General features: G+C 68.9%; 19 protein-coding genes. 9 read left to right on the forward strand and 10 right to left on the reverse strand.

Annotation, left to right across the window (positions count from 1 at the left end; translation table 11 throughout):
- The first annotated feature begins 42 nt into the window (after positions 1-42).
- Positions 43-264: a hypothetical protein gene (locus V6M51_RS00460; protein ID WP_332763679.1), complete on the forward strand. Its 222-nt coding sequence runs from the start codon at positions 43-45 to the stop codon at positions 262-264.
- Here the strand turns inward: V6M51_RS00460 and dprA are convergent.
- The 3 genes from dprA to V6M51_RS00475 all read right to left on the reverse strand — a co-directional run bounded on the left by dprA (position 261) and on the right by V6M51_RS00475 (position 3,091).
- On the reverse strand, positions 261-1,361 hold the full coding sequence (gene dprA, locus V6M51_RS00465; protein ID WP_332763681.1) for a DNA-processing protein DprA: 1,101 nt from the start codon (positions 1,359-1,361) through the stop codon (positions 261-263). The two genes, V6M51_RS00460 and dprA, sit on opposite strands and share 4 nt — an antisense overlap.
- Positions 1,358-2,005, reverse strand: coding sequence for a glycerol-3-phosphate 1-O-acyltransferase PlsY (gene plsY, locus V6M51_RS00470; RefSeq protein WP_332763682.1), 648 nt, complete (start codon positions 2,003-2,005; stop codon positions 1,358-1,360). Before plsY ends, dprA begins: the two co-directional genes overlap by 4 nt.
- A 141-nt stretch (positions 2,006-2,146) precedes the next feature.
- Complete coding sequence (locus tag V6M51_RS00475) at positions 2,147-3,091, reverse strand: glycosyltransferase family 2 protein (RefSeq protein ID WP_332763683.1); 945 nt, start codon at positions 3,089-3,091, stop codon at positions 2,147-2,149.
- A 408-nt stretch (positions 3,092-3,499) separates the two neighbouring features.
- Here V6M51_RS00475 and V6M51_RS00480 point away from each other — a divergent pair, with 408 nt between their 5' ends.
- Entirely contained in the window at positions 3,500-4,390 is an 891-nt protein-coding gene (locus V6M51_RS00480; protein WP_332763684.1) for a glycosyltransferase family 2 protein, read from the forward strand.
- Here V6M51_RS00480 and pyrC read toward each other — a convergent pair.
- The 3 genes from pyrC to V6M51_RS00495 are packed head-to-tail and all read right to left on the reverse strand — an operon-like array spanning position 4,360 to position 7,234.
- Positions 4,360-5,670: a dihydroorotase gene (gene pyrC / locus V6M51_RS00485; RefSeq protein WP_332763686.1), complete on the reverse strand. Its 1,311-nt coding sequence runs from the start codon at positions 5,668-5,670 to the stop codon at positions 4,360-4,362. The genes V6M51_RS00480 and pyrC overlap by 31 nt on opposite strands.
- Complete coding sequence (locus V6M51_RS00490; RefSeq protein WP_332763688.1) at positions 5,667-6,257, reverse strand: TIGR00730 family Rossman fold protein; 591 nt, start codon at positions 6,255-6,257, stop codon at positions 5,667-5,669. Before V6M51_RS00490 ends, pyrC begins: the two co-directional genes overlap by 4 nt.
- The gene (locus tag V6M51_RS00495) at positions 6,257-7,234 is read right to left on the reverse strand and encodes an aspartate carbamoyltransferase catalytic subunit (RefSeq protein WP_332763689.1); all 978 of its coding nucleotides are present in this window, start codon (positions 7,232-7,234) and stop codon (positions 6,257-6,259) included. Before V6M51_RS00495 ends, V6M51_RS00490 begins: the two co-directional genes overlap by 1 nt.
- A 185-nt stretch (positions 7,235-7,419) precedes the next feature.
- On the opposite strand from V6M51_RS00495, the gene V6M51_RS00500 reads away from it, so the two are divergent.
- Positions 7,420-7,872, forward strand: coding sequence for a DUF2141 domain-containing protein (locus V6M51_RS00500; protein ID WP_332763690.1), 453 nt, complete (start codon positions 7,420-7,422; stop codon positions 7,870-7,872).
- A 25-nt stretch (positions 7,873-7,897) separates the two neighbouring features.
- Complete coding sequence (locus V6M51_RS00505; RefSeq protein WP_332763692.1) at positions 7,898-9,358, forward strand: carotenoid oxygenase family protein; 1,461 nt, start codon at positions 7,898-7,900, stop codon at positions 9,356-9,358.
- On the opposite strand, the gene ruvX is transcribed toward V6M51_RS00505, so the two are convergent.
- Entirely contained in the window at positions 9,348-9,824 is a 477-nt protein-coding gene (gene ruvX, locus V6M51_RS00510; RefSeq protein ID WP_332763693.1) for a Holliday junction resolvase RuvX, read from the reverse strand. The two genes, V6M51_RS00505 and ruvX, sit on opposite strands and share 11 nt — an antisense overlap.
- Before the next feature lie 111 nt (positions 9,825-9,935).
- On the opposite strand from ruvX, the gene V6M51_RS00515 reads away from it, so the two are divergent.
- The 5 genes from V6M51_RS00515 (at position 9,936) to gatA (ending at position 13,401) form a co-directional block, all read left to right on the forward strand.
- Entirely contained in the window at positions 9,936-10,355 is a 420-nt protein-coding gene (locus tag V6M51_RS00515) for a helix-turn-helix domain-containing protein (protein WP_332763695.1), read from the forward strand.
- Positions 10,352-11,206, forward strand: a complete 855-nt coding sequence (locus V6M51_RS00520) for an alpha/beta fold hydrolase (RefSeq protein WP_332763696.1) — start codon at positions 10,352-10,354, stop codon at positions 11,204-11,206. Before V6M51_RS00515 ends, V6M51_RS00520 begins: the two co-directional genes overlap by 4 nt.
- Positions 11,203-11,571, forward strand: coding sequence for a DUF4180 domain-containing protein (locus tag V6M51_RS00525; RefSeq protein WP_332763697.1), 369 nt, complete (start codon positions 11,203-11,205; stop codon positions 11,569-11,571). Before V6M51_RS00520 ends, V6M51_RS00525 begins: the two co-directional genes overlap by 4 nt.
- A gap of 69 nt (positions 11,572-11,640) precedes the next feature.
- Positions 11,641-11,928: an Asp-tRNA(Asn)/Glu-tRNA(Gln) amidotransferase subunit GatC gene (gene gatC / locus V6M51_RS00530; RefSeq protein WP_254836943.1), complete on the forward strand. Its 288-nt coding sequence runs from the start codon at positions 11,641-11,643 to the stop codon at positions 11,926-11,928.
- Positions 11,929-13,401 (forward strand): Asp-tRNA(Asn)/Glu-tRNA(Gln) amidotransferase subunit GatA, encoded by a 1,473-nt coding sequence (gene gatA, locus V6M51_RS00535; RefSeq protein ID WP_332763699.1) that lies wholly within the window; start codon positions 11,929-11,931, stop codon positions 13,399-13,401.
- 21 nt (positions 13,402-13,422) lie between these two features.
- Here the strand turns inward: gatA and V6M51_RS00540 are convergent, their stop codons facing one another.
- The 3 genes from V6M51_RS00540 to V6M51_RS00550 form a co-directional block, all read right to left on the reverse strand.
- On the reverse strand, positions 13,423-13,752 hold the full coding sequence (locus tag V6M51_RS00540) for a hypothetical protein (RefSeq protein WP_332763701.1): 330 nt from the start codon (positions 13,750-13,752) through the stop codon (positions 13,423-13,425).
- 25 nt (positions 13,753-13,777) lie between these two features.
- Complete coding sequence (locus V6M51_RS00545; RefSeq protein WP_332763703.1) at positions 13,778-14,695, reverse strand: slipin family protein; 918 nt, start codon at positions 14,693-14,695, stop codon at positions 13,778-13,780.
- Positions 14,696-14,872: 177 nt separating this feature from the next.
- Positions 14,873-15,199, reverse strand: coding sequence for a hypothetical protein (locus V6M51_RS00550; protein ID WP_332763705.1), 327 nt, complete (start codon positions 15,197-15,199; stop codon positions 14,873-14,875).
- Positions 15,200-15,227 lie beyond the last annotated feature (28 nt).

Raw genomic sequence — 15,227 nt, forward strand, 5'->3', positions numbered from 1 at the left:
CGCAATTGCAACGAGAATCTGATACCGACGTTTTTCAGAACAATGGAACCGTGGAACCGCAACGCCTCGCCGCAGGCCTCCGCGACCTTTATTGAAGAGGTTCTAAACCAACTCGCCGAACTGGCGGCCCTGAAGGGTTATCGCGCTCTCGCCTCCACCCTGATGATGGCCGCCCTGGATGCAGCCCGCGCCGCCGCCGGTCCGCCGGACCAGGCTCCCGACCGCACGCCGGACAAGACGCGAGACCAGACCTCGGAACACTAAAGGCTCGAGACCAATCCCCCGGCGGTCAGCTCCGCGCGGCCGGCCAGGGCGAGCTCGACCAGGGCGGCGAGCACGATGGCCGCTGGCGCCCCCGCGGCGCGGATCAGTTCGTCCCGCGACACCGGGGTCGGCGACAACAGGGCCGCGACCCGCTCGCGTATGGCCGCCACCTCCGCGTCGGGCGTCGTCGGACGCGCCGGTTCGAAGGCGCGATCCGGAGCGCGGAAGCCGCCGAATCCTTCCAGGGCGCGCAGCACGTCGTCGGCGCCTTCGCACAGGGCCGCGCCTTGCCGGATCAGGTCGTTCGTCCCCCTGGCGCGCGGATCCAGCGGTGAGCCGGGCACCGCCAGGACCTCTCGGCCCTGCTCGGCGGCCAGGCGGGCGGTGATCAGCGAGCCGGAGCGCAGTTCGGCCTCCACCACGACCACGGCCTGGCTGAGGCCGGAGATCAGCCGGTTGCGCCGCGGGAAGTCCTTGGCCGTGGCGGTGCGGCCGGGCGCGCTCTCCGAGACCACGCAGCCCTGCTCGACGATGCGCTCGTAGAGGTCGCGGTGCTCGCGGGGATAGACGTCATCCACCCCGCCGCCCAAGACGGCGACGGTTCCGGTGGCGAGTGACCCTTCGTGCGCCGCGCCGTCGACGCCGCGGGCCATGCCGGAGATCACCACCAACCCCGCCGCCCCGAGATCGGCGGCGAGGCCGCGGGCGAACCTCTGGCCGCCGGCCGAGGCCACCCGCGCGCCGACGATCGCCACCGCGGGCCGCGACAGCAGCCGGGGCTCGCCGCGCGCCCAGATCACCGGCGGCGGGGGATCGAGGGCCGCGAGGGGCGCCGGGAAATCGGCCTCGCACGCGGCGATCAGCCGCGCGCCCAGGGCGGCTCCGGCCTCCAGTTCGGCCTCGATCTCGGACACGGCGGGGATGTCGAGGGGCGATACTCGACCCCCGCGCCGGGCGAGGTCGGGCAGGGCGGCGAGCGCCAGCGACGCCTCGCCATAGCGGCCGATGAGCTGCTGGAAGGTGACAGGCCCGACGTTCTCGGTGCGCGCCAGGCGCAGCCAGTCGCGGCGTCCGGCCTGCGTCAGCGCCCGGATCACGCCGCCTCTTTGCCCTTCTTGCCGCCGATCTTGGGCTCCTGGCCCTTCAGGAGGCGGGAGATGTTGTCCTTGTGGCGGACGTAGATCAGCACCGCCATGAACAGCGCCATGGCCGCGATCGGGTAGGGGCGGTCGAAGACGAAGACCACATAGAGCGGCGCCAGGGCGGCGGCGGTCAGGGCCGCCAGCGAGGACATCCGGAACAGGAAGGCCATGGCGATCCAGGTGGCGCCCGCCGCCAGCCCCACCGGCCAGGCCGCGGCCAGCAGGACGCCGAAGAAGGTCGCCACGCCCTTGCCGCCCTTGAACTTCAGCCAGACAGGGAAGCAGTGGCCCAAGAAGGCCGCGCCGCCGGCCAGCGCCGTCAGCACGGCCTGGGCGTCCACGCCCTTGTCGCGGGTGGCCAGCCAGGCAAGCAGCACGGCCACCGCGCCCTTGCCGCCATCGCCCAGCAGGGTAAGCGCCGCCAGGTCCTTGCGGCCGGTGCGCAGGACATTGGTCGCCCCGATATTGCCCGAACCGATGTTGCGAATGTCCCCTTGGCCGCCCAGCTTGGCGGCGATCAGGCCGAAGGGGATCGAGCCCAGCAGATAGCCGCCCACCATGGCGACCGCGAGCAGCGCGGGACTGAGTGACTCAGGCATCGGCGTTCCCCCTCTTTGGCGCTTTGGTAGCCGAGGCCGGGCATCGCGTCACCCGTCACCTCCGAGGCCGAGCTTGGCGCCGCCCATGCGTGTTCGTCAATTGTTCTCGTAGAAGGAGGCGGCCGCCTGCGGCGCTGGCGGTCAGCGGACGGGCAGAGCCGTCCGCTTCGCGACACGCTTCCAGAGAGCCCGAGCGGCCCAGCGGTCGGAGAAGGCGAGGGACAGCGCTCCGCCGAGGTTCCGCTTGGCGATCAGCGCCGACATCTTGCGTTCGGCCGACAGGCGTTCGACCGCCTGCACCCGGATCTCGATCAGCCTGCGCATGGCCGGATCGGAACGGATCCGGTGGTCCTCCAGCAGCTGGGCGTTCTGAAGCGCCATCTTGTCGTAGTTTACCGGGGTGCGGCTCATGCCTGAGTCCCGGGTGGTCCAGAGGTAGTAAGGGGTCCGGTTCAGCACATACCGGCCGCCGGCCAGCAGGATGTCCAGGACGAACAGGAAATCCTGTCCATGCCGGGCATAGGGTCGATAGCGCAGCCCATGATCTTCCAGGAAGCGTCGACGGAACATCGGTTTGAGCATGCCCCAGTCGCTCTCGTCGGTGAAACCGTGAGAGCGCTCCACGTAGCGATAGCGGTCGACCACTTCCTGCGCCGGCTCGGTCGCCAGGGCGCAACCGCCGATCTCCTGAGTGATGGCGTTGTAGTAGTGGTAATTGTCGGCGACGAGGTCGGCGTTCGAAGACAAGGCGGTCTCCAGCAACGCCGACAGGCGGCCGGCGGCGTAGGCGTCGTCGGCGTCCAGCACGGCGATCCAATCGCCGCGGGCGTTGTCGAGCCCCGCGTTGCGCGCTCCCGCAGCCCCGAGATTGGCCGGCAGTTCGATGAGCCTGATCCGCGGCTCCGTCGCGGCCATGGCCGAGACGACCTCCACCGTGCGATCGGTGGACTTGTCGTCGACGATCACAACCTCCAACGGGGAGGGTGACTGCGCGAGCGCCGACTCGATGGCCCGATTTATGAAATCCGCAGCGTTGTAGGCGGGTATCAGCACCGTGATCGAGGCGTTGGGGGCAGACTTCGCCAAGTCTTCGTTCATCCTTGCCTCGGGAACATTATGACGCAGTGGCTTCCTAATAGGTGCAGGCAAAATCCGGCTGCCTGCGTCCGATTCACCGGGCGGCAACTATGTAAAATCTTCCCGCCGACAATGTGTATTAGGGGAACCGTTTGAATTTTTTGTGAAATAGTTGGCGATGCAGCGTTGTTTTTTTGGAGACGTAATTGATCGGCGCCATATTGGATTGAACAATCAGGAGAGCAGATAGTTGTGCGTCGGGAAGGGCTGCTGAAGGAAGCTCGGCGCATGACGTGGCCGCGCGGCGAAGGGGGCGAGCGTCGCCGTGGGCCAAGCTTCACGCCGCCGGACGTTCCCAGGGGGCCAGGTGGAGATGGAACTTCCCCGGTCCAATCGCCCCCCAAGGATTGCGTCGCGGTGGTGACGGTCAACTGGAACGGGTGGCGGGACACCCTGGCGTGCCTGGCAGCCCTTCGCGCGACCCGCGACGTATCCTGGCGCCTGTTCATTGTCGACAACGCCTCCACCGACGACTCTATAAGTCATTTCGTGGACCTGGGCGACGAGGTGACCTGTCTGCCGTCGCCGACCAACGGCGGCTGGACCGGCGGCAACAATCTCGGCGTCGCCTACGCCCTGCGGGCCGGCTACCGGCAGATCTTTCTGCTCAACAATGACGCCTGCGTCGAGCCCGGGACGCTGGCGGCGTTCCTGGCGGGCGCGCAGCGGGCCCCCACGGCGATCCTCGGCGGGGTGCTTTGCGACGAGACCGGCGTCGAGATCCAGTCTGGTTTCCGCCTGCACCCGCCGACCGGACTGCCGCGTTGGACGCCGACCCCGACCATGACGGCCGTCGACGACGGGTTGCTGGCGGCATCGATGGTCTGCGGCGCGGCGCTGTTCGCGAGCGCCGACGTGTTCGAGGCGATCGGGCCCTTCGACGACGCCTTCTATCTCTACAACGATGAGGCCGACTGGTGCGTTCGGGGCGCGAAAGCGGGACACCCGAGCCTTGTCGTGGCCGACGCGAGGCTTCGCCACAGCCGCTATGGATCGACGGGAGGCGACGACTCGCCGCTCGTAGCCTATTTCCGGACGCGCAACGGCCTGCTGTTCACCGAGCGACACGCCACGCTCGTGCAGCGCCTGCGCGCGGCGAAGAATTTCGCGGCCAGGGCGTTCGCCGCTGGCGACCGGACGGCGCGGGCGCGTCGTCGGGGCCTTTTGGACTACCTGCTACGGCGATTTGGCGACTGCCCGGAGGCTATCCGCAAGCTTCAGGACGACTGGCGGTCGGCCAGGGCGTAGACGACCCGCCCGTCGACCAGGGTCATCTTCACCTCGCCCTGCAGCCTGCGCCCGTCGAAGGGGGAGTTGCGCGACTTGGATTTCAGCTTCTCAAGGTCGACGACGATGGGGGCGTTGAGGTCGCAGAGCACCAGGTCGGCGGGGGCGCCCTTGGCGAGGCGGCCCGCGGCGAGGCCCAGCAGGTCGGCAGGGCGGCTGGTGACCGTGCGCATCAGGTCGATCAGCGGGATGCGGCCTTCGTGGTGGAAGGCCAGCAGGGCGGCCAATAGGGTCTGCAGGCCCACAGCTCCGGGGGCGGCCTCGTCATAGGGTAGGCGCTTGTCCTCGGCCGGGGCCGGGGCGTGGGCGGAGACCACGATGTCGATCAGGCCGCTGGCCAGGGCATCGATGGTCGCCTGGCGGTCGTCCTCGCCGCGCACCGGCGGGTCGAATTTCAGGAAGGTCCGGTAGTCGCCGATGTCGATCTCGTTGAACGACAGGTGGTTGATCGAGGTGGTGGCGGTGACCGGCAGGCCCTTGGCCTTGCCCCGCGCCAGGCTTTCCAGGGCGCAGGCGGTGGTCACCTGGTCGACCAGCAGGCGCGCGCCGGTGAGCTCCACCAGGGCCAGATCCCGCTCCAGCATGATCTTCTCGGCGATGGGCGGCACGCTGGGCAGGCCCATGCGGCCGGCGAACTCGCCCTCGGTGGCCGCCGAGCCGTTGGCCAGCCACGGGTCGGAGGGCCGGTGGGCGACCAGGACGTCGAAGCTCTTGGCGTAGGCCAGGACCCGGCGCAGCACCTTGGAGTCGACGATGGGCCGGTCGGCGTCGGTGACATAGACGCAGCCGGCCTCGGCCATCAGCCCGATCTCGGCCATCCGCTCGCCGCGGCAGCCCTTGGTGGCGGCGCCGGCGGGATAGACATGGACCAGCTCGATGTCGCGAGTCCGGCGCAGGATGAAGTCGACCACCGAGGCCTCGTCGATCACCGGATCTGTGTCGGGCTGCAGCACGATGGAGGTCACGCCGCCGGCCGCGGCGGCGAGGGCGGCGGACTTCAACGTCTCCTTGGTCTCGGCGCCGGGTTCGCCGGTCTTGACCCGCAGGTCCACGAGGCCTGGAGCCAGCATGGCGCCGCCCGCGTCGATGACCTCGATGTCGGCCGACAGGGTCCCCAAGTCGCCGCCGTGGGCGACGTCGGCGATCTTGCCGTCACGGACCAGCAGGGCGCCGGGGCCGTCCCAACCGCTGGCCGGATCGACCAGGCGGGCGTTGACGAAGGCGGTCGGGCGTTGGGTCATAGTTCCGGTCGTCCGATCCATTTCTCGACCACCGGCGGGACGTAGGCGTCGAGCGCGTCCAGCATCTGGCCGGCGTCCTCGCGGAAGATGATCATGTCGCGATGCGGCGCCTGCAGGAACGCCTCGCCCACGGCGTGGTCGACGAAGTTGCGCAGGGCGTTGAAGTAGCCCAGCGCGTTGAGGAAGCCCGCCGGCTTGGCGTGGAAGCCGAGCTGGCCCCAGGTCCAGATCTCGAAAATCTCTTCCAGCGTGCCGACTCCGCCGGGCAGGGCGATGAAACCGTCGGCCAGCTCGGCCATCCGCGCCTTGCGCTCGTGCATGGAGGCGACGATCTCCAGCCGCGACAGGCCGTTGTGGGCGATCTCCTTGTCGGCCAGGGCCGCGGGCAGGACGCCCACCACCTCGCCGCCGGCGTCCAGGGCCGCGTCGGCCAGCGCGCCCATCAGACCCACCTTGGCGCCCCCATAAATCAGCCGGTGGCCGCGATTGGCGATCGCGCGGCCCAGGGCCTCGGCGGCGACGCGATAGGCCGGGTCGCCGCCGGGGCTCGACCCACAGAAGACGCAGACGGAGGCGATCTGGCTCATCAGTCGTTGTCCAGCCGCGCGGCCAAGGAGGCGAGGACAGCCATGCGCGCGGCCACGCCCATCTCAACCTGGTCCTGGATCAGCGAGACGGCCAGGTCGTCGGCCACGTCGGAGTCGATCTCGACGCCGCGGTTCATCGGCCCGGGATGCATGACCCGCGCGCCGGGCGAGGCATAGGCCAGCTTCTCGCGGTCCAGGCCGTAGAAGCGGAAATACTCGCGTTGGGACGGCGCCAGCACACCGTCCATGCGCTCGAGCTGCAGGCGCAACATCATGACCACGTCGCAGTCGGCGATGCCGGTGCGCATGTCGTGGTGAACGGCGACGCCCCAACGGTCGGCCTGGGCCGGCATCAGGGTCGGGGGCCCCACCAGACGCACTTCGGCGCCCATCATCTGCAGCAGGCCGACATTGGAACGGGCGACGCGGCTGTGCAGGACGTCGCCGCAGATGGCGACCCGCAGGCCGGCGATGCGCCCGAAGGCGCGGCGCATGGAGAGCGCGTCCAGCAGGGCTTGGGTCGGGTGCTCGTGCTGGCCGTCGCCGGCGTTGATCACTGAACAGGTGACCTTCTGCGAGAGCAGCGAAGCGGCCCCGGACGAGGCGTGGCGGACCACCAGCAGGTCGGGCTGCATGGCGTTCAAGGTGACGGCGGTGTCGATCAGGGTCTCGCCCTTGGAGATCGAGGACGAGCGCGGGCTCATATTGACCACGTCGGCGCCCAGCCGCTTGCCCGCCAGCTCGAAGGAGCTCTGGGTCCGGGTCGAGTTCTCGAAGAACAGGTTCATCAGAGTCCGACCTTTCAGCAGGTCGAGCTTCTTCGAGGTCTGGCGGTTCAGGGTCACGAAACTGTCGGCGAGATCCAGCAGCCCCGCGACTTCCACGGGGTTCAGATCCACCACGGACAGAAAATGCCGTTTCGGGAAGGGGAAGGTCCGACCAAGGACCTCGTTCAGACCAGTTTGGGCGGCGCTCATTAAAGCCGCGTCTTAGGCGGCTTTCCCGGGCAAGCCAAGGCGTCATCCGAAAGCTCGGCGGTTCGCGAAGCGCCAATGGCGTGCCCGTCCGTCCGCGAAGCCCGCGCGGCGCCTGGCGCAACACAGGATGCAGGCTCGCGGGGGGCCGCCTAGGTCGGGGGCATCGCATTTCGAGGAAGCCCGACATGACGCCTGCCCAACTCACCCTGACCGCCTTCGCCGCCGCGGCGATCGCCTGTTACAAGCCCTATCCGGCCGCCGCTCAGACCGCGCCGGTCGCGCTGACGCTCGCCTTCGAAGGGATCAAGGCGCCGAAAGGCGCGATCATGGTCGCGGTCTACGACAGCGAGGCCGCCTTCGACGGGTCGGGCGGCAAGCCGGTGCGGGTGACGGTGGTTGCGGCTACCGAAGCGCGTGTCCAGGCCGAGATCAGGGGCCTGGTTCCCGGCCGCTATGGCGTCAAGGCGTTCCACGACCTGGACGGCGACGGGAAGATGGGGACCAACCCCTTCGGCATGCCCACCGAGCCCTTCGCCTTCTCCAATAACGCCACGGGGATGATGGGGCCGGCCAAGTGGTCGGAAGCGGCCTTCGCGGTCGGGGCCGAGTCCGCTGTCCACACCATCGCCATCGACTGAACTCAAGCGCCCCAGGAGACCCGCCATGCATCGCCGTTCCTTCCTGACCGCCGCCGCCGGCTTCGGCGCGCTCGCCTTCACCCCCGAGGTTGTCCTGGCCGCCGCCGCCAATTCCGGCGACTGGACCCTGGGCGTGGCCGATGTGGAGGCCGACATCGCCCCGCAGGCCCTGCGCCTGGTTCACGGCCGCGCGCCGGCCGGCCTCTCGGGCGTGCTCTACCGCAACGGACCGGCCAAGTTCCGCCGGCCCGGCGGCTCGGCGACCCACTGGTTCGACGGCGACGGCCTGATCCGCCGCTTCCAGATCGCCGACGGCAAGGCGAGCCTCGCCGCGCGTTTCGCCGACACCCCCAAGCGGCGCATCGAGACCGCGGCCGGGGCCATGATCCAGCCCGGATTCGGTACGCCTGCAGGCGCCGCCGCCAGTGTGAGCGGCCCCGACGACGTCAACGCCGCCAACACCTCGGTCATGGCCGCGGGCGGGCAGCTATGGGCCCTGTGGGAGTCGGGTTCGCCCATGGCCATGGACCCGGACACCCTGGCCAGCCGGGGCTTCCACACCCTGCGCCCCGATCTGAAAGGCATGCCCTTCCTGGCCCACCCGCGGGTCGAGCCGGACGGCCGGGTCTGGAACCTCGGCGTCTTCCGCGCCAAGGCCATCGTCTGGCGGCTGGCGGCCGACGGCGCCCTGGAGGCGGCCACGCCTATCGACCTGCCGCGGGCGAGCTATGTGCACGACTTCACCGCCACCGAGCGGCATCTGGTGCTGGTCCTGCAGCCCTGGGTGCACGAGAAGATGGTCGCCCCGCTCGCCGCCGGCTTTGCCTGGCGTCCTGAGCGCGGGACCCAGATCCTGGTGCTGGACAAGGCCGACCTGTCGAAGCGGCGGATCTATGAGTTGGAGGCGCTGTCCTTCTTCCACATGGGCGACGCCTGGGAGACCGCCGACGGGACCATTTCCCTGGACATTTGCGCCTCGCCGACGCCCGACTTCGCGATCCGCGGAGCTGAGGCGATCCTGAAGGGCGACGCCGCGCGCATCGATGTCGGGGTCGACCTAGCCCTGATCACCCTGTCGCCCGACGGCCGCGCCCGGCTGGAGCGCACCGGCCTGCTCGCCGAGTTCCCGCGCGCCGATCCGCGCTTCGCCGGCCGCCCCCGCGCCTTCAGCGTCTATGCCGGCGGAACGCCCAGCACCCATCCGCTCGCCCAGGGGCTCACCGTCCGCGACTGGCGACGCGACCGCAACGAGACCTACGACTTTGGCCGCGGCCAGATCGCCGAGGAGATGATCCTCGTGCCCAGACCCGGCGGATCTGCGGAGTTCGACGGCTGGCTGGTGGGGACCAGCCTCAACTTCGCCGCCAAGGCCACCGAGCTGCACGTGTTCGACGCCCGGCGGGTGGCCGCGGGGCCGATCTGCACCTGGCGCGCGGACGTGGCCCTGCCGGCTACGTTCCACGGCGCCTTCGTCTCTAGGGTTTGATGTTCATCAGGCGCTCCAGCGCGCCCTGCAGGATCCAGCCCGCCGCCATCTTGTCGACCACCTCGGCGCGGCGGGCGCGGTTGATGTCGGCCTCGTCGATCAGGAACCGGTTGACGGCCATGGTCGACATCCGCTCGTCCCAGAAGGCGATGACGAGCTCCGGCCGCAGCCGCAGCAGGTTGCGGGCGAAGGCGCGGTTGGACTGGCAGCGAACGCCCTCGGTCCCATCCATGTTGACCGGCAGGCCGATGACGATCGCGGCGACCTCGCGGCCGTCCATGACCTTGAACAGGGCCTTGGCGTCGTCGGTGAACTTGGTCTTGCGGATCAGGGTCAGCGGGCTGGCCACCGTGCGGGTCGGGTCGGAGACCGCCACGCCGATGGTCTTCTCGCCGAGGTCGAGGCCAACCAGCGCGCCGTAGCGCGGGAGGAGGGCGGGGAGTTCTGTGAGGTCGACGACAGCCATGGGCTTCCATAGCGGGAGGCAGGGTTCTCGCGAAGCGACGAAAACGTATATATTGACCGACAAATAAGGTATGATAGGGAAGTTTGTGTAACTCTCTTGAGGACTCACGCCGTGTCGCAGGAACTCTATTCCGTCGAACAGGTCGCCGAACGGCTGGGCCTGCACGCGCGCACCGTCCGTGGCTACATCCGCGAGGGGCGGCTTAGCGCCGTGCGTATCGGCAAGCAGTACCGGATCACCCGCGGCGACCTGGACGCCTTCACCGGCCAGCCCGCTCCCAGCGCGGCGGCGCGCCACGTGGAGGTCTCCAGCATCGTGGAGATGGACGGCGTCGACATGGACGCGGCCATGCGGATGACCAACGCCCTGATGGGGACGATGAACACCCGCGGCGGCGGCGAACCGCTCATGCGGGCGGAGACCCTGTACGACCGCGACCGCCAGCGCATGAAGTTCATCGTGGTGGGCGGGCTCGATGTCACCCGCGACCTGCTGAAGCTGATCGGCATCTGGGGCGAGGCCTACCGGTGAACGCGATCTACAAGTCCGACGCCGCCCAGCGCGACGTGGAGGCGGCCTATCGCGCCATGCTGGACGCCTGGCCGGTCCCGAAAGATGAGCTGCGGATCCCCACCGCCCGGGGCGAGACCTTCGTTGTGGCCTGCGGGCCTCGAGACGCGCCGCCGCTACTGGCCTTCCACGGCGCCCAGGCCAACGCCGCGACCTGGATGTTCGACAGCCTGATCTGGTCCAAGCACTTCCGGGTCTATGCGGTCGACGTGCTCGGCGACGCCGGCTTCAGCGCGCCGGAACGCCCGGCGCTGGGCTCCGACGCCTATGTCCTTTGGCTGGACGAGGTGCTCGCGACCTTGAACGTGGAGCGCGCCGCGATTGTCGGCGTTTCGCTCGGCGGCTGGTTGGCCCTCGACTATGCGACGCGGCGCTCCGAGCGGGTGGAGAAGCTGGTCTTGCTGTGTCCGGCGGGGGTGGGCGGGCAGAAGAACCTGCTGTTGAAAGCGCTGCCCCTGCTGTTCCTCGGCAAGTGGGGCCACAAGAAGCTGCGTGAGATGGTGTTCGGTCCATCGTTCGGCGAACTCCCGCCGGCGGCGCGCGACTTCGCGGCCTTCATCACCCTGATCGGGACCAGCACGCGCCCGCGTCAGCTCAAGATCCCGATCTTCAGCGACGCCGCCCTGGCCCGCTTGACCATGCCGGTCCTGGCGATCGTCGGCGGCAAGGACGTCCTGCTGGACTCCGAGAGTACGCGGCGGCGGTTGACGACGCACGCGCCGCGGGCCGAGGTTCGCTACCTGCCGGATGGCCATCACTTCCTGCCGGGCCAGGCCGAGGCCATCCGCGACTTCCTGCGAGGCGCATCGTGAGCGGCGTCGTACGAGAGATGGCCGGCGCGCGCGTGCTGGTCTTCGGGACCGACGGCTCGCCCGTGCGCGATGACCGCGACGCGGTCGACCTGATCGGCGACGTGCTGGGGGCCGGCGCCGCCTGGGCGGCGATCCCCGTCGAACGGCTGGGCGAGGACTTCTTCGTGCTCTCCACCCGCATCGCCGGCGATGCGATCCAGAAGTTCGTCAACTATGGGATCGGGCTGGCCGTGGTCGGCGATATCGCCCGCCGCCTGGCCCATAGCGGCCCGCTACGTGACTTCGTCTACGAGTCCAACCGCGGCCGCCACGTGTGGTTCGTGGCCAGCCTGGACGAGCTGGAAGGCCGCCTCGCCGCGGCTTGAGGCGAGGGATCACTTGTCAAAGGCGGGCGCGCACGGCTAGGGCAGGCCTCTGAGATTGAGGAGGGCCCCATGGCCATCGACGCCGCGACCGTCCGTAAGGTCGCGAGGCTCGCGCGGATCGCCGAGCCCGAGGAAAAGCTGGAGGCTCTGGCCAAGGAGCTGACCGGCATCATGACCTGGATCGAGCAGCTCGCCGAGGTCGACACCGACGGCGTCGAGCCGATGACCTCGGCCGTCCACATGCCCGCGCCGATGCGCGAGGATGTGGTCACCGAGGGCGGCGACGTCTCCAAGGTGCTGTCCAACGCCCCCAAGACCATCGACGGCTTCTTCGTCGTGCCGAAGGTGGTGGAATAGATGTCCTCGCTCACCTCGCTCACCTTGAAGGCCGCGCTGACCGGCCTCGCCGACAAGTCGTTCTCGTCGGAGGAACTCACCGCCGCCCACGTGGCCGCGGTGGAAGCCGCCCGTCCGCTCAATGCCTTCATCCTCGAGACCCCCGAGAAGGCCATCGAGATGGCCAAGGCCTCCGACGTCCGCCGTGCCAAGGGCCAGGCCGGGGTGCTGGAGGGCGCGCCGCTCGGGATCAAGGACCTGTTCTGCACCGAAGGGGTCCGCTCGACCGCTGGGTCGAACATCCTTGGCAATTTCGTCCCGACCTATGAGTCCACCGTCACCGCCAACCTCTGGCGTGACGGGGCGGTGATGCTGGGCAAGCTGAACCTGGACGAGTTCGCCATGGGCTCGTCCAACGAGACCTCGGCCTTCGGTCCGGTGGTCAATCCTTGGCGCGCGGAAGGCGGCAACGCCAAGCTGACGCCCGGCGGCTCGTCGGGCGGGTCGGCCGCGGCGGTGGCGGCCGAGCTCTGCCTGGGCGCGACGGCCACCGACACCGGCGGCTCGATCCGCCAGCCGGCCTCATTCACCGGCACGGTGGGCATCAAGCCGACCTATGGCCGCTGCTCGCGCTGGGGCGTGGTGGCTTTCGCCTCGTCCCTGGACCAGGCCGGGCCGATCGCCAAGACCGTCGAGGACGCGGCGATCCTGCTGAAGTCCATGTCGGGCCACGACGTGAAGGACTCCACCAGCCTGGACGTCGAGGTCCCGGACTTCGCGAGCTTCGTCGGCAAGTCGGTGAAGGGCCTGCGGATCGGCATTCCTAAGGAGTACCGGGTCGACGGCATGCCGGCCGAGATCGAGAAGCTGTGGGAGCAGGGGATCGCCTGGCTGAAGGAGGCCGGCTGCGAGATCGTCGAGGTGTCCCTGCCGCACACGAAGTACGCCCTGCCGGCCTACTATATCGTGGCGCCGGCCGAGGCCTCCTCGAACCTGGCCCGCTATGACGGCATGCGGTTCGGGCTGCGGGAGGACGGCGCCAACCTCACCGAGACCTATGAGAAGACCCGCGCCGCGGGCTTCGGGGCCGAGGTGAAGCGCCGCATCCTGATCGGCACCTATGTGCTCTCGGCCGGCTATTACGACGCCTATTACCTGAAGGCGCTCAAGGTCCGTCGCCGCATCGCCGACGACTTCGACCAGGCCTTCCAGAAGGTCGACGCCCTGCTGACGCCCACCGCCCCGTCGGCCGCCTTCGGGCTCGGCGAGAACGCCGACGATCCGGTGGCCATGTATCTGAACGACATATTCACGGTGACGGTGAACCTGGCGGGGCTTCCCGGCATGAGCATTCCCGCGGGCGTTGACGCCAAGGGCCTGCCGCTTGGCCTGCAGCTGATCGGCAAGGCGCTGGACGAGGGCACCCTGTTCTCCCTGGGCGGCGCCATCGAGAAGGCCGCCGACTTCCGCGCCAAGCCGACGCGGTGGTGGTAGGCGTAGGAGGAGGGGGACGCCCTAGGCGGCCGCTAGCGACCCGACGCGCGGCGGCGTCGCGGCCTCGTAGACGAACGGTCCGGTCATTTCCTTGAAGCTGAACAGGCGGAAGGCCCGGGCGCCGTCGAAATCCAGCACTCGCAGGTCGTCGGTCTCCGACAGGCCGCGCGCGACGATGTCGAAATGCATGCCATAGCGCGCCTTGGCCAGGCCTAGCGGGACGCTGTAGGCGAGAAACTTGTCGACCCCCTTGGCTGCGAGCTTCTCAAGCAGGTCGGGGTCCTCGATCGAGGCGTGCGAGGTGAGGATCACCAGCGGGCCGCTGCCCGCGAACAGGATGAATACGTTCATGGCTTGCTCCTTTCGTGGCGGCAGGTCAGGCGGCTGGCCGCACGACGGCGGGCTTGGGCGCGCGGGCCTTGGCGAGCTGGAGCGCGAGCGCGGTGGTTCCCGCCAGGCCGCCCAAATTCATGGTCTCCACCGCCGTCGAGGGCACGACGACAATGGTCGAGTTCTGCTTGAGACCTTCGTAGAGCATGTTCATGGCCCGCAGGTGGAAGGCCGTGGGATCGTCGGCATAGGTGCTGGCCGCCTCCTTGAATTTCTCGGCCACTTGGCGTTCCGAGTCGCCCAGGATGATCCGTGCTTGGCGCTCCCGCTCGGCCTGGGCCTGCATGGACATGGCGTCCTCCAGGGAGGCCGGGATGAGGACATCCTTCAGTTCGACGGAGATGACGTTGACCCCCCATGGCTGGCTGCGTTCGTCGATGATCCGCCCCAGTTCCCGGCTGATCTTTTCGCGACCCTCCAGCATGTCGGCCAGCATGGTCTTGCCGATGACGTCGCGCAGGGCGGTCTGCGAAGCCCATGCGATGGCGTTGCCGTAGTCCTCGACGTCCAGCGCAGCCTTTTGCGGATCAACCACCTTCCAGAACAGGACGGCGTCCACATCGACCGGAACGGTGTCCTTGGTGAGGGTCTTCTCGGCCTTGAACGACGAAGTGATCACCCGGATGTCGATCCAGTAGGCGATGGCGTCGACGATGGGGATGATGAAGAACAGGCCTGGTCCCCTGAGGGCCTGGAAACGTCCCAGGCGCAGGACCACCGCCCGCTCCCACTGGCTGGCGACCTTTGTCGCGGTCCCCAACAGTACGGCGCTGGTCAGGAAGAGGCCTTCGACCCAGATGGCGGCCGTCAGGCCGGCGGCGGCATAGGCCAGGTAGGCCGCTCCCGCCCCCAGGGCGGAGGCGAGGAAGAATAGGGTTGTCGGAACGCCGCTGGCCTGTCGCATGGGACCTGCCTTCTACTTGCGAGGCGCGGACGCCCCGGCGTCCGTTGCGTCGGGACCGGCCTTGCCCACTAAACGCCGCGGCCCCGGTCAAGGTTGCCGTTTCGTGGTCCGGGAAATGGCGACAAAAAACCCCCGCCGGTGAGGCGGGGGTCTCTCGTCTCGCGACGGCGGTTCGGCCTATTTGACCTTGTCGAGATCGGCCTGCAGGGCGACCAGCATCTCGTCGGTGATCGCGCCCTGGGACAGCGGCTGGAGCTGCTTCAAGGTCATTTCCTTGAACTGGTCGTAGGCCGGATGGCTGGCTAGCTGCGGGATGTGCTTGTCGACCACGGCCTTGGTCGTCGGGTTGTCGACGAGCTGCATGACCGGGGTCGCGTCCACGGAGGCGGGGGCGGGCGCCGTGGCCGGCGCGGCGGCGGCGTCCTGGGCCAGGACAGGCGCGGCGGCGAGCGCGCCGAACGACATGGATAGGCCGGCGAGGCCTGCGGCGAGCATCTTGTTCATGGGTGGTTTCCTAATCCCCGAATGGTCT

The sequence above is a fragment of the Phenylobacterium sp. genome (assembly GCF_036677185.1).
Taxonomy (GTDB): domain Bacteria; phylum Pseudomonadota; class Alphaproteobacteria; order Caulobacterales; family Caulobacteraceae; genus Phenylobacterium.

Bases quoted from the DNA above. Each gene is read 5' to 3' on its own strand.
- V6M51_RS00460 (WP_332763679.1), top strand. From the start codon at position 43: ATGGAACCGTGGAACCGCAACGCCTCGCCGCAGGCCTCCGCGACCTTT.
- plsY (WP_332763682.1), bottom strand. From the start codon at position 2,005: ATGCCTGAGTCACTCAGTCCCGCGCTGCTCGCGGTCGCCATGGTGGGC.
- pyrC (WP_332763686.1), bottom strand. From the start codon at position 5,670: ATGACCCAACGCCCGACCGCCTTCGTCAACGCCCGCCTGGTCGATCCG.
- V6M51_RS00490 (WP_332763688.1), bottom strand. From the start codon at position 6,257: ATGAGCCAGATCGCCTCCGTCTGCGTCTTCTGTGGGTCGAGCCCCGGC.
- V6M51_RS00495 (WP_332763689.1), bottom strand. From the start codon at position 7,234: ATGAGCGCCGCCCAAACTGGTCTGAACGAGGTCCTTGGTCGGACCTTC.
- V6M51_RS00500 (WP_332763690.1), top strand. From the start codon at position 7,420: ATGACGCCTGCCCAACTCACCCTGACCGCCTTCGCCGCCGCGGCGATC.
- V6M51_RS00505 (WP_332763692.1), top strand. From the start codon at position 7,898: ATGCATCGCCGTTCCTTCCTGACCGCCGCCGCCGGCTTCGGCGCGCTC.
- ruvX (WP_332763693.1), bottom strand. From the start codon at position 9,824: ATGGCTGTCGTCGACCTCACAGAACTCCCCGCCCTCCTCCCGCGCTAC.
- gatC (WP_254836943.1), top strand. From the start codon at position 11,641: ATGGCCATCGACGCCGCGACCGTCCGTAAGGTCGCGAGGCTCGCGCGG.
- gatA (WP_332763699.1), top strand. From the start codon at position 11,929: ATGTCCTCGCTCACCTCGCTCACCTTGAAGGCCGCGCTGACCGGCCTC.
- V6M51_RS00540 (WP_332763701.1), bottom strand. From the start codon at position 13,752: ATGAACGTATTCATCCTGTTCGCGGGCAGCGGCCCGCTGGTGATCCTC.
- V6M51_RS00545 (WP_332763703.1), bottom strand. From the start codon at position 14,695: ATGCGACAGGCCAGCGGCGTTCCGACAACCCTATTCTTCCTCGCCTCC.
- V6M51_RS00550 (WP_332763705.1), bottom strand. From the start codon at position 15,199: ATGAACAAGATGCTCGCCGCAGGCCTCGCCGGCCTATCCATGTCGTTC.